Annotated in this window: 23 protein-coding genes and 1 pseudogene; 8 read left to right on the forward strand and 16 right to left on the reverse strand. The window is 65.0% G+C overall.

Features of this window, described 5'->3' with window-relative positions; genetic code table 11:
* Nucleotides 1-76 precede the first annotated feature (76 nt).
* Nucleotides 77-526 carry a MarR family winged helix-turn-helix transcriptional regulator gene (locus K7711_RS08795; RefSeq protein ID WP_222966376.1) on the reverse strand — a complete coding sequence of 150 codons (450 nt, stop codon included), beginning with the start codon at nucleotides 524-526 and terminating at the stop codon, nucleotides 77-79.
* 98 nt (nucleotides 527-624) lie between these two features.
* Between K7711_RS08795 and K7711_RS08800 the strand changes: the two genes are divergently transcribed.
* Nucleotides 625-1,044, forward strand: a complete 420-nt coding sequence (locus K7711_RS08800; RefSeq protein ID WP_222966378.1) for a GlcG/HbpS family heme-binding protein — start codon at nucleotides 625-627, stop codon at nucleotides 1,042-1,044.
* Between the two features lie 189 nt (nucleotides 1,045-1,233).
* Here the strand turns inward: K7711_RS08800 and K7711_RS08805 are convergent, their stop codons facing one another.
* From K7711_RS08805 to K7711_RS08835, 7 genes are all read right to left on the reverse strand, one after another.
* Nucleotides 1,234-1,899, reverse strand: coding sequence for a YdcF family protein (locus K7711_RS08805; RefSeq protein WP_222966380.1), 666 nt, complete (start codon nucleotides 1,897-1,899; stop codon nucleotides 1,234-1,236).
* A 10-nt stretch (nucleotides 1,900-1,909) separates the two neighbouring features.
* Nucleotides 1,910-2,539 carry a 2'-5' RNA ligase family protein gene (locus K7711_RS08810; RefSeq protein ID WP_222966383.1) on the reverse strand — a complete coding sequence of 210 codons (630 nt, stop codon included), beginning with the start codon at nucleotides 2,537-2,539 and terminating at the stop codon, nucleotides 1,910-1,912.
* Nucleotides 2,540-2,544: 5 nt separating this feature from the next.
* On the reverse strand, nucleotides 2,545-3,825 hold the full coding sequence (locus tag K7711_RS08815; RefSeq protein ID WP_222966385.1) for a helix-turn-helix domain-containing protein: 1,281 nt from the start codon (nucleotides 3,823-3,825) through the stop codon (nucleotides 2,545-2,547).
* A 1,135-nt stretch (nucleotides 3,826-4,960) separates the two neighbouring features.
* A complete protein-coding gene (locus tag K7711_RS08820) occupies nucleotides 4,961-5,437 on the reverse strand; it encodes an MmyB family transcriptional regulator (protein ID WP_222966386.1) in 477 nt (158 codons plus the stop codon).
* 614 nt (nucleotides 5,438-6,051) lie between these two features.
* On the reverse strand, nucleotides 6,052-6,285 hold the full coding sequence (locus K7711_RS08825) for a hypothetical protein (protein WP_222966388.1): 234 nt from the start codon (nucleotides 6,283-6,285) through the stop codon (nucleotides 6,052-6,054).
* Between the two features lie 332 nt (nucleotides 6,286-6,617).
* Nucleotides 6,618-6,935 carry a hypothetical protein gene (locus K7711_RS08830; RefSeq protein ID WP_222966390.1) on the reverse strand — a complete coding sequence of 106 codons (318 nt, stop codon included), beginning with the start codon at nucleotides 6,933-6,935 and terminating at the stop codon, nucleotides 6,618-6,620.
* A gap of 30 nt (nucleotides 6,936-6,965) precedes the next feature.
* Nucleotides 6,966-7,385 carry an Hsp20/alpha crystallin family protein gene (locus K7711_RS08835; RefSeq protein WP_222966392.1) on the reverse strand — a complete coding sequence of 140 codons (420 nt, stop codon included), beginning with the start codon at nucleotides 7,383-7,385 and terminating at the stop codon, nucleotides 6,966-6,968.
* 146 nt (nucleotides 7,386-7,531) lie between these two features.
* On the opposite strand from K7711_RS08835, the gene K7711_RS08840 reads away from it, so the two are divergent.
* From K7711_RS08840 to K7711_RS08850, 3 genes are all read left to right on the forward strand, one after another.
* Entirely contained in the window at nucleotides 7,532-7,921 is a 390-nt protein-coding gene (locus K7711_RS08840; protein ID WP_222966394.1) for a MerR family transcriptional regulator, read from the forward strand.
* Complete coding sequence (locus tag K7711_RS08845) at nucleotides 7,918-8,199, forward strand: hypothetical protein (RefSeq protein WP_222966396.1); 282 nt, start codon at nucleotides 7,918-7,920, stop codon at nucleotides 8,197-8,199. Before K7711_RS08840 ends, K7711_RS08845 begins: the two co-directional genes overlap by 4 nt.
* A 499-nt stretch (nucleotides 8,200-8,698) precedes the next feature.
* On the forward strand, nucleotides 8,699-9,256 hold the full coding sequence (locus tag K7711_RS08850) for a TetR/AcrR family transcriptional regulator (protein ID WP_222966398.1): 558 nt from the start codon (nucleotides 8,699-8,701) through the stop codon (nucleotides 9,254-9,256).
* Between the two features lie 69 nt (nucleotides 9,257-9,325).
* Here the strand turns inward: K7711_RS08850 and K7711_RS08855 are convergent, their stop codons facing one another.
* Genes K7711_RS08855 through K7711_RS08880 form a run of 6 tightly spaced genes read right to left on the reverse strand, consistent with a single transcriptional unit; the run spans nucleotide 9,326 to nucleotide 16,310 of the window.
* Nucleotides 9,326-10,615, reverse strand: a complete 1,290-nt coding sequence (locus tag K7711_RS08855) for an MlaD family protein (RefSeq protein ID WP_222966400.1) — start codon at nucleotides 10,613-10,615, stop codon at nucleotides 9,326-9,328.
* On the reverse strand, nucleotides 10,612-11,736 hold the full coding sequence (locus K7711_RS08860; protein ID WP_222966402.1) for an MlaD family protein: 1,125 nt from the start codon (nucleotides 11,734-11,736) through the stop codon (nucleotides 10,612-10,614). Before K7711_RS08860 ends, K7711_RS08855 begins: the two co-directional genes overlap by 4 nt.
* A 25-nt stretch (nucleotides 11,737-11,761) precedes the next feature.
* Nucleotides 11,762-12,877: an MCE family protein gene (locus tag K7711_RS08865; RefSeq protein WP_222966404.1), complete on the reverse strand. Its 1,116-nt coding sequence runs from the start codon at nucleotides 12,875-12,877 to the stop codon at nucleotides 11,762-11,764.
* Complete coding sequence (locus tag K7711_RS08870) at nucleotides 12,874-13,926, reverse strand: MCE family protein (protein WP_235746612.1); 1,053 nt, start codon at nucleotides 13,924-13,926, stop codon at nucleotides 12,874-12,876. Before K7711_RS08870 ends, K7711_RS08865 begins: the two co-directional genes overlap by 4 nt.
* Before the next feature lie 12 nt (nucleotides 13,927-13,938).
* Nucleotides 13,939-14,976, reverse strand: coding sequence for an MCE family protein (locus K7711_RS08875; RefSeq protein WP_222966406.1), 1,038 nt, complete (start codon nucleotides 14,974-14,976; stop codon nucleotides 13,939-13,941).
* On the reverse strand, nucleotides 14,973-16,310 hold the full coding sequence (locus K7711_RS08880; RefSeq protein ID WP_222966408.1) for an MCE family protein: 1,338 nt from the start codon (nucleotides 16,308-16,310) through the stop codon (nucleotides 14,973-14,975). The genes K7711_RS08875 and K7711_RS08880 overlap by 4 nt, the downstream gene beginning before the upstream one ends.
* A 992-nt stretch (nucleotides 16,311-17,302) precedes the next feature.
* Between K7711_RS08880 and K7711_RS08885 the strand changes: the two genes are divergently transcribed.
* Nucleotides 17,303-18,601 (forward strand): cytochrome P450, encoded by a 1,299-nt coding sequence (locus tag K7711_RS08885; protein WP_222966410.1) that lies wholly within the window; start codon nucleotides 17,303-17,305, stop codon nucleotides 18,599-18,601.
* A gap of 193 nt (nucleotides 18,602-18,794) precedes the next feature.
* On the opposite strand, the gene K7711_RS08890 is transcribed toward K7711_RS08885, so the two are convergent.
* Nucleotides 18,795-20,006, reverse strand: a complete 1,212-nt coding sequence (locus K7711_RS08890) for a cytochrome P450 (protein WP_222966412.1) — start codon at nucleotides 20,004-20,006, stop codon at nucleotides 18,795-18,797.
* A gap of 224 nt (nucleotides 20,007-20,230) precedes the next feature.
* On the opposite strand from K7711_RS08890, the pseudogene K7711_RS08895 reads away from it, so the two are divergent.
* Both K7711_RS08895 and K7711_RS08900 read left to right on the forward strand, forming a co-directional pair.
* Nucleotides 20,231-20,437 (forward strand): annotated as a pseudogene (locus K7711_RS08895) (oxidoreductase); the annotation flags it as partial.
* Nucleotides 20,438-20,457: 20 nt separating this feature from the next.
* Nucleotides 20,458-21,231 carry an SDR family NAD(P)-dependent oxidoreductase gene (locus K7711_RS08900; protein ID WP_222966414.1) on the forward strand — a complete coding sequence of 258 codons (774 nt, stop codon included), beginning with the start codon at nucleotides 20,458-20,460 and terminating at the stop codon, nucleotides 21,229-21,231.
* 175 nt (nucleotides 21,232-21,406) lie between these two features.
* Here the strand turns inward: K7711_RS08900 and K7711_RS08905 are convergent, their stop codons facing one another.
* Nucleotides 21,407-22,762: a hypothetical protein gene (locus tag K7711_RS08905; RefSeq protein ID WP_222966416.1), complete on the reverse strand. Its 1,356-nt coding sequence runs from the start codon at nucleotides 22,760-22,762 to the stop codon at nucleotides 21,407-21,409.
* Between the two features lie 296 nt (nucleotides 22,763-23,058).
* On the opposite strand from K7711_RS08905, the gene K7711_RS08910 reads away from it, so the two are divergent.
* Complete coding sequence (locus K7711_RS08910) at nucleotides 23,059-23,469, forward strand: VOC family protein (protein ID WP_222966418.1); 411 nt, start codon at nucleotides 23,059-23,061, stop codon at nucleotides 23,467-23,469.
* The last annotated feature ends 61 nt before the right edge of the window (nucleotides 23,470-23,530 follow it).

Genomic DNA, 23,530 nt, shown 5'->3' on the forward strand with positions numbered 1-23,530 from the left:
GCACCTCCCCGGGAAATGGGGGAATTGTACGCGTGAACCAACTCGGTGCGGCTGAAATCGCTGCGCCCACACCCGATCACGAAGCCGGGTCGGCGTGTTCGAGAACGCGAGTGAGTAGTACGGCGAGACTGTCTCGTTCGGTGGCCGACAAGGGTTTCAGCAGGTCGTCCTGGACGGCCGAGAGTGCCGAGTCCAGTTCTTTCAGGCGTCGTCGGCCCGATCGGGTCACGGTGATCAGGTTACGTCGCCGGTCCTGAGGGTCCGCGGTACGCGAGACGTGGCCCTGCTCGGTCAACTCCCGCAGCATGGCGTGCATGTCGCTCTGGTCGATTCCGCACCGCCGGCCGATCCGCACCTGACTGTCCGGCCCGAACTCGTCGAGCGCGGCGAGGATCGCGAAGTGGTAGGCGCGACCGTCGAGTGCGGCCATCGCTTCGCCGATGAGCCGCTGCGACCGTCGAGCAGCCTTGCTGATGAGCCAGCTCGGCTTGTTGCGCAGACGCGTGGGCGTTTCCTCCGGCTCCATGCACGGAAGTCTAGCCAAACTCTTGGTTCACCCCACGAATACGATTATCCTGGGGTCAACCAAGCTTGGTTTACCCAAGGATTATGAAAGGCGAAGCGATGTCACTCACTTCGGAACAAGCACGGACCGTCAGCGCCCGCGTACGCGAGCACGCCACCGAACTCGGCGCACGAGTCACGGTCGCGATCGTCGACGGCGGCGGACACGCGCTACTCGTCGATCGCATGGACGGCGCACCACCCCTGTCGGCCCGAATCGCCCCCGCGAAAGCCTCCAGCGTGGCATTGTTCCACCGCGACGGCAGCGAGCTGACGCGCCTACAGCAAGCGTGGCCCGCACTGTTCGCCCAGATGGACCAGCTAGCAGGAACACCCGTCATCGCAGGCGCAGGCTCTCGCCTGATTCGCCACGGCGACACCGTGGTCGGCGCGATCGCAGTCAGCGGAGGCATGCCCGAACACGACGACGCCTGCGCCGAAATCGGCCTCACTTCCCTCTCGTCCCCTGCGTCGACCTAGCCCGACTGCTCGTCCGCCGACAGAAAGGCCTTGCAGAGCAAACACTTCGCCGCATTCAGCAGAAAGCAACCCGGCAAGAATCACGCCCAAACCGGCACGAGTACGCAGCCTCGGAGAAGTCGACTTCCGAAACATGTTGTCCTGCAACACTGAATTGGCAGTCGACTCCGCGAGGACATATGAGTGTCACTACGGCAGGAGGCGGTTGACGAACCCTGCCTCCACTAGCCTGGAGTACGCGGCCTCGACATCGCCCGGCACATCCTGCGTGACCGCCCACCCTTTGGCCGGATATACCCGGATTCGCTGGGTGTCTCCAACGAGCATATTGATGACACGATCGACATCGCCGATGCTTTCGATATACTCATCGAGTGGCAGCGGCAACGAGCCGCACACGATTTCCACACCAGGCCAACGCTTTCGAGCGATCGCATAGCTGCGACGCTGCTGATAGGGACGGCAGATGAGCATGATCGAGCGGACCGCTTCGAGCATCCGGTGCCGTTCGAGGAGAGCCCGTGTGAAGTCGATGTTCTCACCGGTATTGGTGGCGTTGGGTTCGACGAGGATCGCACTCTCGGGCACCCCGAGACCGATCGCATGCTCGCGATAGTGGACTGCTTCGCCCCGTGGAAACCGCTCGACAGTGGTGGGCGCGTTGGCGCCGGTGAAGACGATCGAAGGGAAGACACCTCGCTTGTGCAGCTCAGCCGTGTAGGTCGCAACACCCAGATCGTGACTGCCCAGGCCGATTCCGATGTCGACGGGCCGAATGTCGTGGTCGAGTTGGTTGTAATTCCAGAGCGTCTCGACGTCGGCTCGGAGATGGTCGGGCAGTGTCGTCTTCGACATCGGACCGGTCCTACCGACCCGACCCCAGCTGCACACTGGCGACCTCAACCCATTCGTACCGGTGGTGATCACGGTTGAGCTCGATCAGCGAAACCGCGGAAATTAGTTCCGTCACTTTCAGCTGTTCGAGGTGTGCTTCGTCGATCAACTGCTGCAATTCGGATATCGAGCCCTCCCCCGTGGAGTAGGCGAGCGACAGATGCGGTCCGAAACGAGCATCCCGTTCCGGCACACACTGTGCGCCCCAGACATCCCCTATGGCCTGTTGAAGATCTGTCCGGACCCGCACCAACTCCGATCCCGCGACCGGAAGCCCGATCGTCTCCCGATCGGCGGCAGGCGGTCCGAATATCGCATCGAACGGCTCACGCCGACCGAGGTACTCCGCTGTCGCCGTAACGATCTGCTCAACATCCGCGCGGGCAACTTCATCGGTGAACCCGATGCCCTGCACAGTGATATGCAGTCCCTCCCCAGCCACAGGCTGCATCGTCGGAATCCTTTCCAGCAGTGGAGCGAACCGGTCCACGAGCGCTCGGACCGAGGAGTTCTCCCCGAACGTCACATGCCAGGTATAGAACGACCTACCCGCACGCCAGCCCGGACGCCACCACCAGTGATCACGGGTCGAATCAGACACGCACCTCATTCTTCACCGGCCTGTGTCGCCAGGGCGGGCAACCCATCGAGATCTGCTCGGAACTCGGCGGCTATCTCGCCGATCTCTCGCGCCGCCGAAGAAGTTCGCGACGTCGCCCTCGCCAATTCGGCGATCTCATCTACGCGCTGCACCAGCGGCCCCATTCGATGCTCCGATGGTGTCATCGCAACCACCTCCCCGAGATGCGCCGCAGCCATATCGACATCCCCCAGCGTGAGGTACGCCTTGATCTGCTGACACCGGACCATTCGCTCCGACCCCAGATTCCGGAGCGCGGGAGCAGTCTGCTGGAAGCCCTGCACAGCAGTTGCTGCGTACTCGATGGACTGGCCGGCATCGCCGTTCAGCAGAGCGGCGTCAGCCCAATACCCTCCGGCTCGCTCGAACGAGCACGTGAATGGCCCGGCGAGCGTGTCCGGCTGAGGGGTTTCCGCCAGCCGAGCCGCGGTTTCCAGCGCCAATTCCAACGCTGCACTCGAACCCGCCGCGTTACCCACTCGCGCCTGATCTATCGCCAAAGCACTCGCCGAAATCAGTGACGCGGTGCCGGCTCCGACATATCCCAACCCATCGGTCGCCGCTTCGACGGCCGAATGATAGTCGCCGCGCCACGACGCCGATGTATTCCGAGCTGCGCAGATCCATCCCCTGAGTTCGTCGTCATCGGCGTTGTCCGCCAATGCCCACGCGGCCCGCAGATGCCGATCCGCAATATCTGCCCGTCCGAGATCCGTGGTCATCCAGCCCAGGATCGTCATCGACCATCCTGCGATCCCATACAACTCCGCTGCCTGACTCGGCCGCTGCCGACCCTGCAACAGTTCGATCGCACGGTTGCGGGTCTCTACAACCCGTCGAAACAGCGGCAACGTGGGGGAATTGAGGTATTCCTTGGTAGCCCAGCGCAAGTTGCCACGGAGGTCTTGAATCGTCAGCGAGCCCACGTTACTCGCCTCCGCCCACGACAGGACGGCAGCAGAAACGTCAGCAGTGGCGACAAGCATGTCGGCCGGTTCGTTGATCTGCGCCGTGTTCGTCCGAGCGATGGCGGACCTGAATCGTGTCCGGACATCCTCAGGCGCGTTCTCCAACAACTCGTACAGCAGGCGTTTGCTCGCCTCACGCACAGTGTTGACCTGACCGGACTCCCAGAGCCGAAGCGTCCGTTTCGTTACCCCCACGGCGCGAGCGAATTCTAGTGGGCTCCGGCGGGTTGCCTCGCGCAGCGCGCGAATCTGCTCGGGTGTCCACTCGATGCTAACCATAGAGTTGCTCCCTGCCTACGAGTGAGTCCGAACTCAAATTACCTGCTTCTAGCCACTTTCACCCCATTTCCGCACTGTTATTACCCGATTCGGACCGTGCAGGCTGAGGTCAGCTCCCGATGCCGGGATGTCCAGTCTCACAATGAAACTCCTCGGCATCGGGAGAGTCCACCCGACCCCGCACACCCCGAAGGTTCCGATGCTGACGACATCGCTCCTGATCGGTATCACCGCCGCCGTCGCGGCTCTGGCCCTCGCTGCGTACTCGCTAGCGGACGATCGGCCGCGATTCGCGAAATCCCAGGCAGCCCAGGCTCATCCGATGAGCTCGAACCTGGGCACCGGATGGCCTCATGAAGCACCGAAGATCCCGTTCACGCCGACCGAGGCTCACCACATCATGCAATCGCACCGGGCCTGCCGACGCGGCAACTGCGCACGTAAGGACGCTGCCTGGATGACCTTGGTCGACGCAGGCCACATACGCCCTCGGCAACCCTGGATCGGAGAGATGCGATGAGCACGCATGTGATACCTCGCCGTGCTGTCCCGCAATTCGGAGATGTCGACATGACTTCTCACGCCGACCTGACCACGAACTCCGACGTGACTGCGACCGAGCGCGCGATCTGGGCGGCGGCCCGATGAGCCGCCGAAACGGGTCGGAGGACGACCGATGGTGCGACTGGTGCGGCAAGGAAATTCGAATACTACGTCGATGTGACGGTCGCGTATTCTGTTGCGCCACATGCATAGCCGCATACTGCGGCGGTTCCGAATTGCCGTCGGTGATCGAACTGCCTGTCCACCCCGAGCAGACTCGGGACGGCGTCCCCGATCACGAGTTGCCAACGTGACGGACAGACTCCCCCACCGGACGCCCGGCGAATCCGGATTTCCCCGCTACCCAACCACATTGCCGTCCGCGGCTCTCCTGATCCGTATCGCGGAAGGGCTCGACGAGTGGGCAGACCGTGACGCTCACCGGAATTCGCACGAGGACAACAGGATTCGATGACCATAGCAACCCCGAAAGGATAGCCGTTTGTCTACGCGCGCTCAGCAGAGCAGTACGGATGAGCCATCGGCAGCTGTTGGGCGATCATGTTGCAAACGGCCGGACAAGCGCGTCCGGTCAGGACTCTTCGCGGACTGTGGCGGCGAGGGTGCCGAGCAGGGTGAGGGCTTGGCTGCTGGGGGTGCCGGGGGCGGCATGGTAGACGACGAGGGCTTGGCCGGGGGTGGATCGGACGTCGAAGGTTTGCATGGTCAGGGTGATCGGGCCGACGTCGTGGTGGTGGAAACGCTTGCTTTCCAGGGCTTTTCCCCGTGCGTCGTGGGTGGTCCACAGGCGCGCGAATTCGGGGCTCCGGTCGAGTAGTTCGTCGAGTACCTGCTGGATTCGCGGATCGTCGGGAGCTTCGCCGTGTCCGAAGCGGAACCCGGCCACCGAATTACGGGCGACGTCGTGCCAGTCGGCGTAGAACCGTTGGGCCTCCGGGTCGGTGGAGAGTTGGTCACCGAAGTGCCGGTGTCCGGGTGCGGGTTGCGGGTTGGTGGGGTGGTGGTTGCCGGTAGTGGTAGCGGATTTCGTGCCAGCAGGTGGCAGCAACGCACGTCCAGCCGGCCAGTGCGGCGAGCGAGGGAACGGTCACCAGCAGTGCGAGCAGGGTGAGCATGGATCTCATCACCTCGCCGGGGATGCGGCGGCCGGGATGAGGGCGCCGTCCATGATCTCTGTCCACCAGTGGGCCAGCGGGCTGGGGTCGGGCCAGTGCACCACTGGTGAGTTTTCGGGAACATCGAAATCGGTTGCGCGCGTGGGCGTGTGGTTCATGCCGGTGGTGTGCCTAGCTGAACCGGCCTGTGTTGGTGATGTCATGGTGGCCTTCGGGCTGGTGTTCTGGTGCTCGCGGCAAGCGGTGCTCGAGTCGGCAACCGGGCGTCGGGTCGCGTGCCGATATGTGCGTGCCTGGTCAGCAGCGGGTGGCGCTGCTGACCGGTCGGAGGTGGTGTGGGTAGGGATTGCGGGCGCGGGGGTGACGGGGGTCGGGGGATCTCGGTGTGGCCGGGTCGGTGGGCATGGCCGGTGCCATGATCGTGGCCCACCAGGGGCGCGGGCGGCGGGGGCGGTGTCGCTGTACGCCCCGGATGCCGCCGGGATCGGTTGCGGCGGCGATCATCCGGCGGGTGGCCGCGTCGGGGACTGTCCGACGGGCGGCGGGGTCAGTCGGCGGTGTCGTGGTCGTAGTCGTCATCGCAGTCCAGTGGGGTGATCCAGGCTTGGTCGATACGGTCGGCGAGGTCGGCGGGATCGAGTGCGGCGCGCACGGTGTCGGGCGGCGGCGTCAGCGTGCTGATGTCCAGTCCGGCGTCGCGCTCGCGCTCGCGCAGGAGAATGTCCTGCTCGGCACGGTCGAGGTCGCTGCCTGCCGGGGCGAAGATCCACGGGTGGGGCATGGCGGTCCCTCCTGGGGGTTTCTCACGAGGGGTCGACGGGGTGGAAGGGGCCGGGTGGGCCCGGAAGACTCAGCTGACCGGGCCCACCCGTGGACGGAACGAATTCGAACGTCATGGTCGGGGCTGTTCTCGCGGGCGGGCGACGATCCGTGCCCGGGTTGATGCCACCGATAGTGGCCGTGCACGCGCCGGGCCCCACAGGCCCGGGCGGACCGTGCCGGGATAGGCGATCGGGCCGGACGCCGCCCCGTGGTCGCGAGAACAGTTGTGTAGGAGAACGTTTCGTTTCATCTGCGTTGTTGTCGATGTCTGCGACTGGCATCACCTCGCTCTCACTGGTCATCGGATACCGCATCGAGCCGACCTCTTGCCCGGGGCGGGCCACGTCCCCTGGCGTATGCCGGGCCGGGCCGGCGTCCATGGAGGCGGGCAGGCGGGCACCGCGGCCCGGCCCGCGGCCAGGGCGTCCCGCGTTCGCGCAGCGGCGGGGACTCCCACCGGTCCTCGGCCCGGCGCAGGACCTCGTCGATCTCGGCGAACAACTCCTCGAGATCGGGATCCAACCCCAGCAGCCGGGCATCGAGCTCCGACAGCTTCTCGGTGGCCTCGCTCGTCGCGGGACCGCACGCGCACATCGTCTCGGGCACCATCACAAGACCTTCTCGTGAGGTGAGCCGGGGTCAGGCGTTGATCGCCTGATGTTCGTCGTGACGGCTGATCTCGATCTTGCGGGGCTTGGCCTTCTCCGCGACCGGGATCACCAGGCGCAGCACCCCGTCGCGGTAGTCCGCGCGGATCGCGTCGGTGTCCAGGTTCTCCCCCAGGAACAACTGGCGGGAGAACACTCCGCGGGTGCGTTCCGCGGCGATCATCGACCGGCCCTGGTCCAGTTCCGGCCGCTGTGCCTTCACGGTCACCACGTTGCGTTCGATGTCCAAGTCCAGCGAGTCGGGGTCGATGCCGGGCAGGTCGAGCTCGACGAAGAACTCATCACCCTCGCGCCAGGCGTCCATCGGCATCACCACCGGCCGGGCCGGCGTGCCGAACACCTGCTGGGTCAAACGATCCAGATCCCGGAACGGATCGGTACGCATCAACATGGTTGCCACCTCCTGATCACTCCATTCTCGATCGAAGGAAACTCAGATAACCTGTGTCATCTGACTTAGATTTGTTTTAGCACTCTACTGAGACGAGCGCAAGACTCGCGGTGAGGTAACCTGAAGAAAGCAAGAGAGGATGCGTCATGCTGCCGGATCGACACGACCACCACGCCCCGCCCGGCGGTGCTCACCCCCACCGGCCCAGGCCCGCCCAAGCGGTGTACGGGATCTCGGTGGCCGCCGAGCTGGCCGGGATGGGCACGCATTCGCTGCGCCTGTACGAACAGCACGGGCTGCTCACCCCCGCGCGCAGCGCGGGCGGCACCCGCCGCTACAGCGACCAGGACCTGACCCGACTCGCCCGCATCGCCACCCTGGCCGGGCAAGGAGTCAACCTCGCCGCGATCGCGCGGATCCTGGACCTCGAAGACGCCAACACCGCACTACAAAACAGCAACACCCAGTTGCGGGACAGCAACGCCGCGCTCACCGCCGAACGTGACCGCCTGCGCGACCACCCCGAAACCCCATGACCGGCACACAGTCCCGCACACTGCCCCCGGATCCAGGCACCGCAGCGCTGCGGCAGCTCCGCACGATCCTGGACCAGATCGCCCGCGACCTGGACACCCTGCACCAGATCGAACAGATCCAGCAACAGCACCAAATCGCGCTCACCTCCGCCCTTACCGTGCAAGCCCGGCTGCACACCAAAGTCGAGACATTGCAACAAGCACTCGAACGACTCGACGACCACATCACGACACGAGCACGCCCCCGCGCACCGGGAACAGTCGACGAAACACACTGAGCGCGAACCTACTTCGCGGCTCGCGCCACACGGTGAACGATCGCCGCAGACTCGTTCCTGACCGATGACCGTATCGCTGAAATCCTGACGAGCAAACCGACGAATCACAGTTGCATCTGACTGAGGGGCTCGTCGCCGAAGTCTGGAATCAACCGTTGCGACACGAGGTGATGCTGCCGGTCCGCGGAGAACCTACGGCGCGACAACGGCTGATCATCCAGTCCAGGTGCCGTGCACAGGTATTCGACCGATTCGGTCCAGGTGCAAACACCGAGATCGACCGGCTCGCCCAGAGCGGTGGACCCGTGGTCGTTGGTGGTAATGATGGTTCGCGTCCGTCCAGCGAAGGGCGGCGGGGCACCGTCGGTGGCCGGGAAGTATCCATCCGCAGCCCGCAGAACTCTCGGCAACTCGCGAAGCACCCCCGTGCGCGAGAATTGTCCGATATATTTCTCATTGCGAGGAGAGTTGGAGACTTTTTATCAGAGGGTGTGGTGCTGTGCCGTCGAGGGATTGGCTGATCGGGCGTAACCGCCAGGCTGAGGCGTCCGACCGGATCTACGCTGCGGCAGCGGAATTGATTGCCCGCGATGGGGTGGACGCGTTCACGATCGAGGCGCTGGCCAGTAAGATCCACTGCTCACCGGCGACCATTTATCGGCACGCGGGCGGTAAGGGTGCGATTCGCGAGGCGGTGATCGGCATCATCTCGGCTCGCATCGTCGATCTCGTGCGGGAGAATATCCGGACGCTCGAGGGGCCGGATCGGGTGGTCACTGCCGTTGTGGTGGCATTGCGGCGGATTCGGTCTCATCCGTTGGGGCCGATGGTGATCGGTTCGATCCGCAACGGGCGTGACGGTGAATGGGTGACCGAGTCGCCGGTCGTGGAACAATTGGCCGAGGAGATGATCGGTGGCACGCAGGCCGATTCGGTTGCGGCGCAATGGTTGTTGCGGGTGGTCCTGGCGTTGTGGTGCTGGCCGGTGAAGGATCCCGAGGTGGAGTATCAGATGCTGAAGAACTTCCTCGGACCGGCCTTCGCCGGCGGAGAATGATCTGCTGGCATGAACTGGGTGTGCCCTGCGTGCTTCGGTGTGGTGCGGGGTGCCGATCGCGGTTGTTGATCACCGTTGGGGCACACCGATTTTCGGAACATATGGTCCGCCGTAGGGGGTGGGGATGGTGAGTGGGCCGGTCGGGGTGGGGTCGGCTTTTTGCCGAGGGTCGGCGCCGGGAGGTGTGGTGGCGGTGTGGTCGTCGGGCGGGCGGGGGGCGTTGTCCGCGCCGCGGACCAGTACGGAAGGTTTGTGGTTGTCGCAGCGGGCGTTTAGGTAGGGCTCGGGGGAATCGGGGGTGCTTCCTGCGGCTCGTGGCAGGTTGTAGTCGCAGGCATAGCGTGGGTAGATGCTGACCAGTGCCCAGATGCCGCCGTCGTGGAATCCGGATCTGATGGCGTCCAGGACCGAGCCGGTGCGTTGCTGGGGGAAGAAGAATTCCTGGAGTGCGGGCGCGTGCCCGTGCGCCATCCGGGCGGTGACGGTGAGGTTGGCCAGGATCTTCACCATGCTCGCCGAGTTGTCGGCTATGACGTTATCGATCCCGGTGAGGGTGGACGGTGCGGTGCCGACCAGGGTGCGGTAGCCGCCGGTCATCGAGGCGGTTCCGGCTGTCGCGCGGTTCAGGTTGGCCGCGGTCGATTCCAGTGTGGGTGCGGCATTGCCGAGTGTGGTCAGCACGGTCTTGCTGTTGTTCAGCAGGGTGGTGGTCTGCGGTAGTACCGATCCCAGGGTGGTGAGCAGGAACGTGCCGCCGTTGAGGATGTCGGCGAGTTTGTCCGGTCCGGCGGGGCCGGCGCCGATCTGGTGGACGATGGTGGCGATTTTGGCCGGGTCGATCTGATCGAGGGTGCCGCTGGCGTCGCCGAGCACGGTGGCCATCGGGATCGGGGTCGCGGTGTGCTCGGAAGTGATCACCGAGCCGCTGGACAGGTAAGGGCCGTGGTCTGCGGTGGGCAGGAAGTCCAGGAATTGTTCCCCGGCCGCGGACAGTGAGGTGACTCGGACATCGCCGTTGGCGGGGATGTGGATATCGGAGTCGATGGTGACGATCGCGACGATCTTGTCGGGCTCGAGGTGTACCGATTGCACGCGGCCCACCGGCATTCCGCGCAGGGCGACGTCCTGGCCGGCCAGCAGGCCACCGGACTCGGCCAGTTCGACCCGGACCTGATACTGCGATCGGAGCGGGTTGATCTGCAGCGAGCCCACGACCAGGTATCCGGTGCCGAGGGCCAGGACCAGTGCCAGCCCGAGTATCGCGGTGAGCAGCCGGTGGCGGGCCAGGACGTGGACGGTGGCCACTATCGCTCGTGCGGGTGGCTCGAGCAGGGTGTGCACGAGGCCGCGGGTGGTCATCGGTGGGTCCTGATGTGGTCGTTGACGCGGTCGAGGGTGTATTCGAGGGATCCGACGAAGTTCACCCAGTCGGTGAGGTCGGGGGGCTTGGCGCCGGGGTCGGCGGGGGTGTTCGGGTCGGGTGCCGCGCCGAGGGCGAGTTCGGCGACGTCGACATCGACATGGGCCGAGGAGGCGTCGGTGACTTTCACGATGATCGGCAGGATGCTGTTGAGGCCGTTGAGGTCGACGTTCGGGTTGGTCGCGGCGGTGTTGAGGCCGGCGGCGAGTTTGTTCACCGAACTGATCAGGCTGCCGTCGTTGGTGCCGTTGACCGAGGGGAAATGTGACAGCTGCTGGGAGATCCGGTTGACCTGTCCGATGAGGTCGACGATGTTCTGGGTGTTCTCGCCGATGACCAGCAGCGCGGGTCCGGCCGCGGCGACCGCGTCGCCGAGGCCGGGGCGTTGCGCGGCCAGGGTGGCGCTGAGGTTCGCGGTGGTGGCCAGCACATCGCGGATGTTGTTGCTGCGGGCGGCGAGGTTGTTCACCAGTTGTGTTGTCTGCGCGATCATGTCGGCGAGGCGGTCGCCGCGCCCGCCGACGGCTCGGCCGAGGTTGTTGGCCAAGCGGGTCAGGTTCTCGATCGCGCCGCCGCTGACGAGCAGCGACGCCCGGGTGAGCAATTCCTCGATGGTGGCCGCGGCCGAGGTCGACGGCAACGAGATGTTCGCCCCGTCGCCGAGGTCGGGGGCGGCCGGGTTCGGGTGCGGGGGCGGGGCCAGCTGGACGAATACGTCGCCCAGCGGGGTGGCCGAGCGGAGTTCGGCGGTGCTGCCCGCCGGTATCCGCACACCGGATTCGATGCGCATCGATACCACCGCGGTGTAGTTGTCGGCCTGCATCGAGGCGACCTCACCGACATCGGCGCCGTCGAGCCGGACCTTCGCTTTGACCGGCAGATTCAGCGCGTTGTCGAAGGTGGCCGTGAGCGAGTAGCTGCCGCTGCCCACCGACGGCGCCGGTAGCGGCAGGGTGTCCAGGCTGGCCGAGCAGCCGGTGGCGGTCCATGCCGTGGTCGAGACGGTCACCGCGGCGGCTACAGCGCACAAGCGCCGACGTGGTGGCACTCGTCGTCGCATCCTCGTCCTCTCCTCGGTGTCGCTGTTATTTCGGGGGTACTCCGGCGATTGCCGAGAGCATGTGGCCGATACCGAAGTCCGGTCCCATGTCGCGGGGGGTACCGGTGGCGCAGCCGAGGTCTTTCAGGGCCAGCAGATTGCAGGCTTCCTTGAGCATCTGACCGTCCAGGAAGAATCTGTCGAGGCTGATGGTGGCGCGTAGTGCGCCGATCTTCTGGTCGATGGCGTTGTAGGCGTTGTCGGCGACCAGGGGGAAGGTGTCGAGGAACTCGGCGATGTTGTCGTTGTAGTCCGCGAGCGAGGTCGTGAGTGTTGTCGCGTTGGTCGTGAGATGTTGCAGGTTGCCGCGGTTGCGTTGCAGCAGATCGGTCACCGCGATGATGATCTGGTTGAGCTGGGCGCCGGTACTGCCCGCGCCCAGGTTCTGATCGGCCAGGATGTCGCTGAGTGTGGCTATGCCGGAACCGAATTCGCGCAGCGCTTGGTCGTTGTGGCCCGCGGCGGCGGTGAGGGTGTCGAGATTGCCGGTGACGGTGGTGATGGCCTGGCGGGTCGCGGCGCCGTTGTCGGGGCCCAGTTGCAGCGCGCGGGACAACTCGCTCATCGCCTGGCGCAGGTTGTTGCCGTTGCCGGCGGCGATCTGGGATCCGGTATCCAGAAGCCCGGCCACCGGGCCGGTGCCCTGGCCTGGGGTGCCCAGCGCTTTGGACAGCTTGTCGGCCATTGCCATCAGGCCGTCGAATTCCACCGGGGTGCGGGTGTGGTCGAGGCTGATGACGGACTGGTCGGGCAGGGTCGGGCCGTCGCGGTAGGCGGGGGTCAGTTCGATGTGCCGGTCGGTCAGAACCGACGTCGACACGGTGACCGCCTGCGCGTTGCGCGGGATCTTGACCCACTTGTCGACATTCAAGGTCACGTCGGAATACGTCGCGTGGGGGTGGATGGCCACGACCTTGCCGATCCGCATGCCCAGCACCGAGACCGGGTTGCCGACGTACAGGCCGTTGGTGTTCTGGAACTGGGCGGTGATCGTGTTCGATGTGCTGGTGAGTGCGCCCACTGGTGCGCTGGAACATCCGGCGGCCAGCACGACCGCGGCGGTGACCAGGGCCAGCTTCAGTGCACGGACAACCGCTCTCATTTGCAGTCCTGGAAGTAGGGAGCCCGGTTGAGTTGTTTCGCGTATGCGCTCAGCGCGCACATGAACGAGTCGATGAAGGCACCGTCGGGGCCGTTGCCGACCAGTTCCTGGCCATTGCCCAGGGCATTGGCGAACAGCCGCCACGGCACAGGCAGGATCTGCAGGATATTGCGCAGCAGGTCGTCGCGTCCGGCGAGCATCGAGGTCATCGTGGTCAGGTTGTCCAGCAACTGCTGGATCTCGGGTTGATCGCCCGCGGCGATCGGTTCGAGCTGATGCACCAGGGTGGTGGTGGCACTCAGGAGCCTCTCTATCGCGTGTTGCCGGGAGATGATCTGATGCAGGACATTTCGCCCCTGACCGATCATGGCCGCCAATTCGCCCTGCTGGTTGCGCAGCGTCGTGGTCACCTGATCGGTGCTGGTCAGCAACGCGCCGATCTGGTTGCGGCGATCGGCGATGATCGTGGCCAGAGACCGCATGTTCGTCAGCACCTGGGGAATCGCGGCAGGGGTTCCCTGTAACTGGTCACTGAGCGTGGTCATCGTCTGCGCGATCCGGTCCGCGTCGATCGAGCCGAAGGTGGTAGTGGCGTCCTGCAAGGCGCTTTGCAGGTCATAGGGCACCTGGGTGCCGGCCAGCGGGATCCGATTGCCGGCCAGATGGCCGGCGCCCGCGGGTTGCAGCTCGACATAACGGGAGCCCAGCAGCGTGGTGAGTTTGATCGCCGCACGGGTTCCGGTGCCCAGCGGCAGCCCGTGGCGCAGTTTCATCGTCACCACCACGTGATCGGTGGCCAGGCGCATTCCGGTGACCGTGCCGACCTCGATACCGGCGAGGGTGACCGCGTTGCCCGCTTCGACCCCGGCAGCCTGCGCGAAGTCCGCCTGGTATTCGTCCTGTCCGGCGTGCAGCGAATGAACGAAGACGGTGACACCGATCATCACGGCCAGCGCCGTCACCGCGGCCATACCGATACCGGCCGTGCTGTGCTCGGCAAGCGGACGCGCGCGCATCCGCCGCCGGCCCCGTGTCCATCGTGTGATCATCGTCTGGTTCCTCTACCTGCAGATCGGGGAGTATTCGGGCCGATGACTCGGTGTGGTGGCGCCGAGAATGGTGGCGATCAGCGGATCCATGCCGGGAATGATGCTCGCGGTCACGTTGCACACGTACGCATTGAGATACGCGCCGCTGTCGGTGATGCGGGCCAGGGATTTCATCAGCAGCGGAAGGTTGTATCCGAGGTAGGCGAACTTGCGTTGGTTGTCGATGAAGTGCTGGGCGAATCCGGGCCGGCGGTCGAGGAACTGGTTCATCGCCGGCGCCGCGCCCGCCACGGTCTGCGAGGCCCGCCCCAGCACCCCGGACAGCGACTCGACCTGCCCGAACAACGCGTCACGGTCCTGGGCCAGGCTGTCGAAGATTCTGCGGGTCTGCTGCATGACCGTGGTCAGGTTGCCGCTCTGGTGCGCCAGCTCGGCCAGTACCGCGCTGAGGTTGGTGATGACCTGGCCGAGTATCTGATCGGGGCCGGCGAATGCCTGTGCCAGCGAAGCGGTTTCGGTGATCAGAGTGGTGATCGCGCCGTTGTCGCCCTGCAACGCACGCACCAGTGCGTTGCTGATGTTGTCGACCTGCCGGGGATCCAGGGTGCTGAACAGTGGTTCGAAACCGTTGAGCAGCTTGGAGATATCAAACGAGGGTTCGGTATGAGCCAGGGGGATCTGCCCGCCGGGCCGCACTACGCGCGGGTCGCCGAACGCACGCAGTGACAGGCCGACATACCGCTGCCCGATGAGGTTCTGGTAGGTGATCGAGGCCGCGGTATTCCCGTACACCTTTTGCCGGTGCTGGATCGCGAAAGTCACCTTGGCGTGGATTCCGTCGAGGTCGACCGTGGTGACCCGGCCCACTCGCACGCCCGCCATGCGCACGTCGTCACCGGCGTGCAGACCCGACACGTCGGTGAAGATCGCCGAATACGTGTCGGTCTGTCCGCTGACACTGCGCGCGAGCGTGACATATATCGTCCACGTCGCCGCCACGCAGGCCGCCAGGAACACGATCAGCCATGCCAAGGGTTTGCGATCACTCACCGCGGCCCCTCCTTCGCTGTAGGGCCGGCCGGGGCCGCGGGGACGGGTGCGCCCGGCGCGGGGACGACAGTCGCGTCCGAACCACGCAGCAACGGGCCGAACAGCAGATCCGCGGCCGGATTGGGGACACCGCCGAGCAATGCGGCGATCTTCTGCTGTTCCTGGCTGCTGCCGACCTGGCCGACGTTCCCGCCGATCAGGCTCAGATCTTCCAACGGGGCCCCCGCCTGCGGCCCGATGATCTTGACCGCACCGGCGGGTGCGGTCGCGCAACTGGGCCCGGCCAGCGCCCCGTACCGCGGGCAATCCGCGCGCGTGTACTGCCGGTGTGGCGTCAATTCGATGATGGCCTTGGCCGTGAGGTTCTGCGTCTTGGGATCCCAGGCACCGGCGAACGGCGGGACCAGTCGCTGCAACGACAGCTCCATCTGGGTGAAATGGCTACTGCCATCGGCGATCACCGCCAATGCCGGGGAAATATTCGCGGTGATACCGGTGATCTTCGCCGTGTTGTTGTCCAACGCCGTGGCCACCGTGGACGACGTGGTCAACCCGCCGGTCAGCAGAGCCCTGAGCTGGTCCTTGCGCTCGGCCAGCACCTGCATCGGGCCGATCGCGTTGTGCACCGCGCCGAGCAGATCCGGCGATGAGGCCCGCAAGCCCGTGAGCGCCCGCGACAACGCATCGAGCGTGGAACCGGTTCCGCCGGGAGCCATCTGGGAGTTGAGCACTCCAGCGATGCGAGACAGATTCGCCCCGGCCTGTAGGGCCGCCGCTCCCTCCCCCGATGTCGCGCGCTCGACAACCGCGAGGATTCCCAGCGCCGGATCCGAGCCGGACCGCCCGGCCGCGCCCGCGATCCGGGCCAGCGCCGTCAACGAGGTCTGCAACTGCACCGTCGCCGAGCTGCGATCCTGACCGATATGCGCCCCCGCACTCAACGGGGCGCCGGGACCGTTGTAGACCAACTGCACCGACGGCACCGCGAACGCGTTGCTGGGCACCACTCGTGCGGTCACCGTATCCGGAATCGCGGACACATACCCGGGATCCAGGTCGATCCGCACGATGTTCGAGCCGCCGCCAACCGGGGCGCTCACCGATCCAACGCGGCCGACCAGCACACCGCGGTACTTCACATCCGCCATCGGCGGCAGACCATCCCCGACATCGACCAGCTCGGCGGTCACCCGCACACTGTGCTCGAACGCACCCTCGAACTTGGCCACCACCGCCGCCAAGGCGATCGCGATCACCGCCAGCACACCGACGCCCCGCACAAACAAGCGCGTATTCGACAACATCTTGCCGTCGGATTCGAATGCGATCGACATCGATCTACCCGCTTGCACCCGCGCCGACGACCGAGCCGCCGAGCATGAACGCACTCACCGGATCCACGACGATCACTACCTCGCGACTCGCCCGCACACCACTTCCGGCAGCCGCTCCGACACCCGTGCGCAGTCGCTGTCGTGGACAGCCGGTCGCGAACCGGGCACGTCGGCCGACAGCCGGGACGGGGCCGGTCGAAGGTCGGCATCCCGCGGCGGTACGCAATCCGGACCGGGTCGACGGTGACATGGGAGCCAGCGTGACCGGCCCTGATCAGACTGGTCAATCGCATGAGGGGAAGTTGAAATCTCCGCGGTGACCGAACCGGCTACCCGTCTCTCACACGGGCCCCCCGACCTGGGGATCAATGGGTAACAGAACCTCGCGCTTCTCTCGAGACAAGGAAAACAGACGCATTGATCGCGGCGGATTCCCCGCAGCGCGCCATGTTCGATACGAGCTGCTTGCCCATCGGCTGCGGTGCGAGGTGCAAGCCGAATACGACCTCGGCAGCAGGGCCCCGGACCGCCGGTCGTCAGGCCCGGCTCGAACTCGATGTTTGTCACCGTGCGAGTCCCCGTCGACTGACTGCTCGCATACGGGCCGGTCAGTGAGGGTGTGTGCGAATCGGTTGCGCGGGGTCCGCGCCGGGCGCATTGCGAGTTGGCGCCAGATCGTTGACGGAGCAGGACCGTGTCATCTGAAGTGAGTGTGCGCGGCGGGCTGTGATCGGCCCAGCTGGGCCACGTCGGTACCAAGGCGTGCCAGCGGGCACCCGCCCGGCGGTGGCCGTCTCGACGCCGACTGCACACATCGCCGCCTCGGCCCAGTTCACGCTAAGGAGTCCCAGTGTCCTACAAGGACTTTCACCCACAGGGCCAGGCACTGCCGACCCCGCGCGGCGACCACTGAACACGCACGCGCGATCACATCGATCCGGACCGAATCCGCCCGGCACGCTCGGTCACCCTCACGGAAAAGGTACTCGGCCATGACAATTGTTCACCACGCGCGAGGCGCGGCCTCGGCGATGAAACCACTGGTCTCGGCCGTGCAACTGAATCTCGCCGGTGCCGTGCGGACCCGGCGGCGTGGCGTGCGCGGGTGGACCGGCGCGATCAACACCGACTACGACCCCCTCGACCCGAACACCGCCGCCGATCCCTTCGCCGCCTACAGAGAACTCCACCGAGGCGGGCGGGTCCACTACAACCCCGCACGCGCCACATGGATCCTGACCCGCAACGCCGATGTCCGCGCCGCGCTCCGCGACACCGAGAAGATCACCAGCACCCAAGGCGTGACGCGGATACGGATGGCCGGCGACGTGGTCGTACTCACCGACGGCGATCAGCACCTACGCCTGCGCAAACAAGCCCAGCCCGGATTCACCAAAGGCGCACTGGACAACTGGAGCACGATCGTCGACCAACTCGCCACCGAATGCGTGAGCGACCTGCTGGCCGCCCCCGGCTCCGATGTCGTCCAACGACTCGCGATCCCGCTGCCCCTGCGATTGATCGCCGGCATCCTCGGTGTCCCCGACACCGACATCGCCGACTTTCGACGCTGGTCCGAAGGCTGCGTCCAAATCATCAACTTCTCCCTCACCCCAGCGGGAATCGCCAACACCGCCCGATCGATCCGCGCGGTCATGGATCTACGCCGATACTTCCTGCACCAGTTGGCAACCGGCCACCTCAAAGGCTCGAACACCGTGCTCGGACGACTACTGGAATACAACACCGAAGGCGCCCTCACCGACGACGACCTGTTCCACGTCGCGATGCTCCTGCTCATCGCGGGCAACGAGACAACCACGAACCTGCTCGGCGGGATGTTCCACACACTCGCACAGAACCCCGAACAATACGACCGCATCCGCGCCGACCCGGACCTGATCCCCCTCGCCGTCGAGGAACACCTGCGGTACACCAGCCCACTACAGAACCTCTACCGCTACACCCGCACCGACTACCAGATCGGCGACGTCACCATCCCCTCCGGATCCCGGGTACTGCTGTCCTTCGGCGCCGCCAACCGCGACCCACACGCATTCGAAGCCCCCGACGAATACCGAGCCGACCGAAACCCCCGCTCCCACATCGCTTTCGGATACGGACCCCACATGTGCCTCGGAGCCCCCCTCGCCCGCATGGAAGCCCAAGCAGTCCTGCGCGAACTCGTCCAACGCGTCACACGAATCTCTCTCGCCGGACCCACCACATGGTCCACAAACAGCTCCCTGCGCGGCCCCACCACCCTGCCGATCCGGCTCACCCCCGCATAGCCCGCGCCGCGCCCAACGCCGCGTGCATGGACACTCACCGACATTGCCCGACAGCCCTACAGCCCAACTTCTGCACCCTCTTGATTTCGACCCTCCCGAGGCCGAGGAACGGACTTGCGGTCGCCTTACAGATACACATTGCTGCCGTGGGCGACGAGACCGGCACGGAATACACGCCGACCGCGATCGACCGCTATCCGATGGTGACCCGTAGGTATTCCAGACGGCGGACCAGGATGCTCGGCAGCCAAGGACCGACCTCGGCCGCGTCGAGCCAGGTCGTACCCTCGAGCAGCATTCCCAGCACGATCCGCGCCTCGAGACGTGCCAGAGCCGCGCCGACGCAGAAGTGGGTGCCGCGACCGAAAGCCAGGTGCCCTCTGGTCGATCCGCGGTCGAGGCTGAATTCGTGAGGCGAGTCGAAACGCTCCGGGTCTCGGTTGGCGGCTCCCCACAGCAGCAGCAAGTGCGAACCAGCGGCCAGTTCGGTGCCGGCCAAAGTGGTGTCGTGACGCACATGCCGGTAATGACCGCGGAAAGGCGGCTCATACCGCAGCACCTCCTCGATGAAACGTCCGAGCAGGGCCGGATCGCCGCGGAGCCGGCGCTGAATCTCCGGAAAGGCGGTGAGAATCCACATCGCACTGCCGAGAAGGGAGGCGGTGGATTCTCCTCCGGCGCTGAACAAGGTCAGCATCATCGCCAATCCGGTCAGCTGGTCCATATCGCCGGAGTTGCAGCGGGTTGCGATGTCGCCCATGAGGTTCGGTTCCGGCACGGCGGCGGCGCGGTTGAAATGCTCTGTGACATAACCGCTCAGTTCCAGGGCCGCGACCCCCGCGGCTTCGAGCCGATCTTGCGTGGTGATCCCGTCCAGGATGCTGGCGCTGGCGCATCCCCACCGGATCAGCTGGTCGACGTCATCGGCGGGTACACCGATGAGCTCGGCGACCACCATCATGGGAAGCCGATTGGCCAGTGCGCCCATCCATTCGATCGGCCCGTCACCTTTCGCCTGTTCCCACAACCGGTGAGCGGTGTCGGCGGCAAACGATTCCAGCTCGTTGATCCGGCGTGCGGACAGATGCGGTATCAGCACCTTGCGGTGCACGAGGTGTGTCGGGTCGTCGGCGGTGGCCAGCACCTGCGCGGGCGCGTCGAGCGGCACCATATCCAGGGCGGTCACCGCGCCGTCGCGATACACCATCGCAGCCGTGAGATTGGAGGAGAATTCCTCGGTGCGCCCGACCGCTTCGATCACCGCGTCCCAGCCGCAGACGGCATAGAACGCCGAATCACCGATACGACGAACTGGCCCACGGCTGCGTAACCGGTCATACAGCGGATAAGGATCCTGCACACCCTCGACGCTGAACAAGTCGATCGCCTCGTTGAGAACTACCACGCATCAAGAGTCTCCGGGCATTCCCGCAAACGTCAACGGTGTCAGCGGAAAGTGAAAACCCACATTCTCGCGGACATTCGAACGCCTCCCATTCCAATGCGTCGACCAGGCGTTATCGTCGCACGGATAACCGCCCGGTACCTCATCGTGAGAAAATTTCGTCCGCGCGGAACTTCCGGAGATTCGTGACGAAGTGACCGGAGCCCCGAGCAGTGAAATGCGGGATCCGGGTCACCACCATCTCACCCGGGGTCGTCACTTCCGAACTGGCCGACTCCATCACCGAACCCGTTGCGGCACAGGCGATGCACACCTACCGAGCACACGCCATCGCACCCGATGCCATCGCCGCGGCCGTCTCCTACGCCATCGATCAGCCCGCCGACGTCGACGTGAACGAGATCGTCGTGCGGCCGGCCCGGCAGCGTTGACAATCATCGAAGGGAAAATCATGACCACGTCGAACACAGCCATTCCCGCGTCCTGGGACCTCACCGGGCGCGTTGCCGTCGTCACCGGAGCCGCGCGCGGCATCGGACGCGCCACCGCCACCCTGTTGCGTGAGCGCGGCGCCCGGCTGGTCGTCACCGACCGCCGGGACACCGTGGAGGAGTTCGCGGCCGAGGATCCGGACCATGTGGCCGCGCTCGTCGGCGATGTCGCCGAGGCGGAATTGGCAAGCGCCACCATGCAATTGGCTGTCGAGCGGTTCGGTCGCCTCGATATTCTGGTGAACAACGCCGGACGCACCCTGAACAAGCCGATCACCGACACCAGTGCCGAGGAATTCGACGAGATTCTGCGGATCAATGCGCGCGGTAATTTCTTGCAGGCCCGGGAGGCGTTCCGCGTGATGCAGACCCAGGGCGGTGGGGCGATCGTCTCGATCGCGTCGGTCTCGTCCGTCGTCGCCTTCTCGACTCAGACCGCCTATGCCGCATCCAAAGGTGCTCTGGCACAGATCACCCGAGTGCTCGCGATCGAGGGCGGCCCGCACGGGATACGTTCCAACGCAGTGCTTCCCGGTGTGATCGACACCGACATCATGGAGGGCGTGGTCGACAACGGCCGCGAGATGCTCGCCTCCTTCGGTTCCGCGCACCCGATCGGGCGCATCGGGCGGCCCGAAGAGGTCGCCGAGACCGTCGCCTTCCTGTGCAGCGACGCCGCGAGCTTCATCACCGGCGCACTCGTCGCCGTCGACGGCGGGTGGACCGCACAGTGAGCCTTCCCGGTAAGCGGTGTGTCGTGGGGTTCAGCTTCCCTACGGCGGGCTTCTCGACCGCGACGCTCACGGGCACGGTGATCGCCTGCACGCCACCGCCGTGATGAGGATGTTTCCAGGACCACCACACGTCGACATGCACACACTCGCCAACGCGGGGGCCGGTCCCAAGGGGTCAGTTGTCAATCGGCGGTGTCTGTTCCTGGGCTTGGAAGCTGCTCTGCGAGCTGACCGGTGCCACGAATTCGCGCTGCAGCTCGCGGATCTGCCCGGCTTCGTAAGCGTCGACGTCTCGATACGTCGATGCCGCCTTCACTATTGCTGCCGCGGAATCGGTGAGGGCGTCGGTGACTGTGGTCACCAGCCCGTCGAGTAGATGCGCCGCCTCGTTGAATTTTGCCACCGCCATCGGGAACTGGTGATCCACACCGATGATATGCGCTCCCGAACTGATCCCCGCCGCGATACCGTATTGCTCAGCAGCCTCCGGCAGAAGGCGATACCCGACCTCGAACAGCTGGGCGATGGCGATGATAACCGGATCGTGGGTGTTACTGATCGGGTCCGTGGTGTCATCGATTCCCTTGGAATTCAACTGTTGGTACGCCGACGACTGCAGCTGCGGGCGCCCCAGCCGAGCGAGCGGATTGTCGAACAGCTCAGAATCGGTGAGGTCCTTTTCGAGTCCCTGGTCGATCTTCGTGTCGAATTCGGCGAGGTTCTGGTCGAATTCGTTCAGCGCCGTCCACGCGCTGTAGATGAGCGGGATTGCGGCTGGTATCGGGCCGTTGGGTTCAACTTCGAAGGGCGACGAGAAAAATGGAATGTCCGATTCGGATTGCATGCCGGTGATCCACCCGCCGATGCTGATGATCACATCGGCGGCGTCGAGTTCAGGCGCGAGTACCGCGCTGAACAGCGAGACCGTGCTGAACAGGATCGACTCGAATCCAGCCACATCTTGTCCACCCGGTTGGCGCACACCGGGAGCCAGCCCGGGGGCGCTCCCTCCGCCGAGATAAAAAAGCAATGACTTGCAGATCCATATGACGGATTCCTTGGCCAGCTCGACCGCATCGGCGAGGGCCTTCGCGCTGATTGCCAGTTCTCGCGCACACAGGGCGTGGATCTGAGCGGCTTGCTGGAACGGACGCAAGAAATTGTCGAAAAATTTTTTCGTCCCCTCGCCATGCCATTGTCCACGGCTGACCAAGCTTTCCGTACCGCGTACGGTCTCTTTGGCCCGCACGATGCAGCAGTACGCGGAAGAACCCGTCGGCGACGTCGCCCGATCCGACGGAACAGCGAACTGATCAGCAATCTGAGCCAGATCGGGCCCATCCAGGGAATAGTACCCGCGAAACCGGACAAGGAGCTCCGACAGGTCACTTTTGAAACCAGCCACCGCCTGTTGATATTGCTCTGGGGTCGGCTCCGGTGGCTGGGAGATATTGTATTCAAATAAACTGTTGGCGGCCGACGCAAGCTTGATTAGTAGCGGCTCCAACTCGTCCTGCAATGACATTACCATCGAGTGGTCTCCTCCCGATCCGCTCTCCCAAATCGTAAACAACCCCCGCATCCGAGTGCCACGTAATTCGTTGATATCCGCCTACTCGCGGATGTTTCGGATCACGAGATCGCCACAACGCGGCCATCGCAGGCCGGACGGACCTGGCCACGGAGATCGCGTACGCGATGCTCTACCTTCCAGTGACGAATCCTCTTACGTGACAGGCACGGAACTCGTCGTCGACGGCGGCCTCACCGCACACTGACAGGTCCGAGCACTGTTATAGATCCGTCTACAGCTGACAGCATGTGCGGATGACCGTCACCGCACGCCTGTTCGCCATCACCGTCGACTGTCCGGATCCCGCCCAGCTTGCCCGGTTCTATCAAGCGTTCCTCGGTGGTGAACTTCGTTCGGCCAGTAGGGATTTCGTTGTACTGACCAGTGACGACGCGGTGCGGTTGGACTTCCAACGTGTCGCCAACCATCAGCCACCCCCATGGCCCGATTCCTCCGCACCGCGTCGACTCCACCTCGACTTCTGCGTCGAAAACTTGGCGCAGGCCGAACAGCACCTGCTCGACCTCGGCGCCACACTTGCGCCGCACCAGCCCGGCGGCAGACGCTTCCGCGTGCTGATCGACCCCGCTGGGCACCCCTTCTGCATCGCCACTGCCGCAGCGGCCGAAGTCCCGGGCCGGACACTCGACTCATCTACCCCCTGATTCCACCGTTGCTGAAGCGAAATATCTTGCGAAGCAAGGGTATTCGAACTGACAGCGCGAG

The organism is Nocardia coffeae (assembly GCF_019890715.1).
Taxonomy (GTDB): domain Bacteria; phylum Actinomycetota; class Actinomycetes; order Mycobacteriales; family Mycobacteriaceae; genus Nocardia; species Nocardia jiangxiensis.

Excerpts from the sequence above, each read along its gene's own strand:
- K7711_RS08825 (WP_222966388.1), bottom strand. The coding sequence starts at position 6,285 with ATGCCCCACCCGTGGATCTTCGCCCCGGCAGGCAGCGACCTCGACCGT.
- K7711_RS08900 (WP_222966414.1), top strand. The coding sequence starts at position 20,458 with ATGACCACGTCGAACACAGCCATTCCCGCGTCCTGGGACCTCACCGGG.
- K7711_RS08830 (WP_222966390.1), bottom strand. The coding sequence starts at position 6,935 with ATGGTGCCCGAGACGATGTGCGCGTGCGGTCCCGCGACGAGCGAGGCC.
- K7711_RS08860 (WP_222966402.1), bottom strand. The coding sequence starts at position 11,736 with ATGCGACGACGAGTGCCACCACGTCGGCGCTTGTGCGCTGTAGCCGCC.
- K7711_RS08800 (WP_222966378.1), top strand. The coding sequence starts at position 625 with ATGTCACTCACTTCGGAACAAGCACGGACCGTCAGCGCCCGCGTACGC.
- K7711_RS08845 (WP_222966396.1), top strand. The coding sequence starts at position 7,918 with ATGACCGGCACACAGTCCCGCACACTGCCCCCGGATCCAGGCACCGCA.
- K7711_RS08905 (WP_222966416.1), bottom strand. The coding sequence starts at position 22,762 with ATGGTAATGTCATTGCAGGACGAGTTGGAGCCGCTACTAATCAAGCTT.
- K7711_RS08855 (WP_222966400.1), bottom strand. The coding sequence starts at position 10,615 with ATGACCACCCGCGGCCTCGTGCACACCCTGCTCGAGCCACCCGCACGA.
- K7711_RS08880 (WP_222966408.1), bottom strand. The coding sequence starts at position 16,310 with ATGTCGATCGCATTCGAATCCGACGGCAAGATGTTGTCGAATACGCGC.
- K7711_RS08840 (WP_222966394.1), top strand. The coding sequence starts at position 7,532 with ATGCTGCCGGATCGACACGACCACCACGCCCCGCCCGGCGGTGCTCAC.
- K7711_RS08870 (WP_235746612.1), bottom strand. The coding sequence starts at position 13,926 with ATGATCACACGATGGACACGGGGCCGGCGGCGGATGCGCGCGCGTCCG.
- K7711_RS08865 (WP_222966404.1), bottom strand. The coding sequence starts at position 12,877 with ATGAGAGCGGTTGTCCGTGCACTGAAGCTGGCCCTGGTCACCGCCGCG.
- K7711_RS08805 (WP_222966380.1), bottom strand. The coding sequence starts at position 1,899 with ATGTCGAAGACGACACTGCCCGACCATCTCCGAGCCGACGTCGAGACG.
- K7711_RS08910 (WP_222966418.1), top strand. The coding sequence starts at position 23,059 with ATGACCGTCACCGCACGCCTGTTCGCCATCACCGTCGACTGTCCGGAT.
- K7711_RS08885 (WP_222966410.1), top strand. The coding sequence starts at position 17,303 with ATGACAATTGTTCACCACGCGCGAGGCGCGGCCTCGGCGATGAAACCA.
- K7711_RS08835 (WP_222966392.1), bottom strand. The coding sequence starts at position 7,385 with ATGTTGATGCGTACCGATCCGTTCCGGGATCTGGATCGTTTGACCCAG.
- K7711_RS08815 (WP_222966385.1), bottom strand. The coding sequence starts at position 3,825 with ATGGTTAGCATCGAGTGGACACCCGAGCAGATTCGCGCGCTGCGCGAG.
- K7711_RS08795 (WP_222966376.1), bottom strand. The coding sequence starts at position 526 with ATGGAGCCGGAGGAAACGCCCACGCGTCTGCGCAACAAGCCGAGCTGG.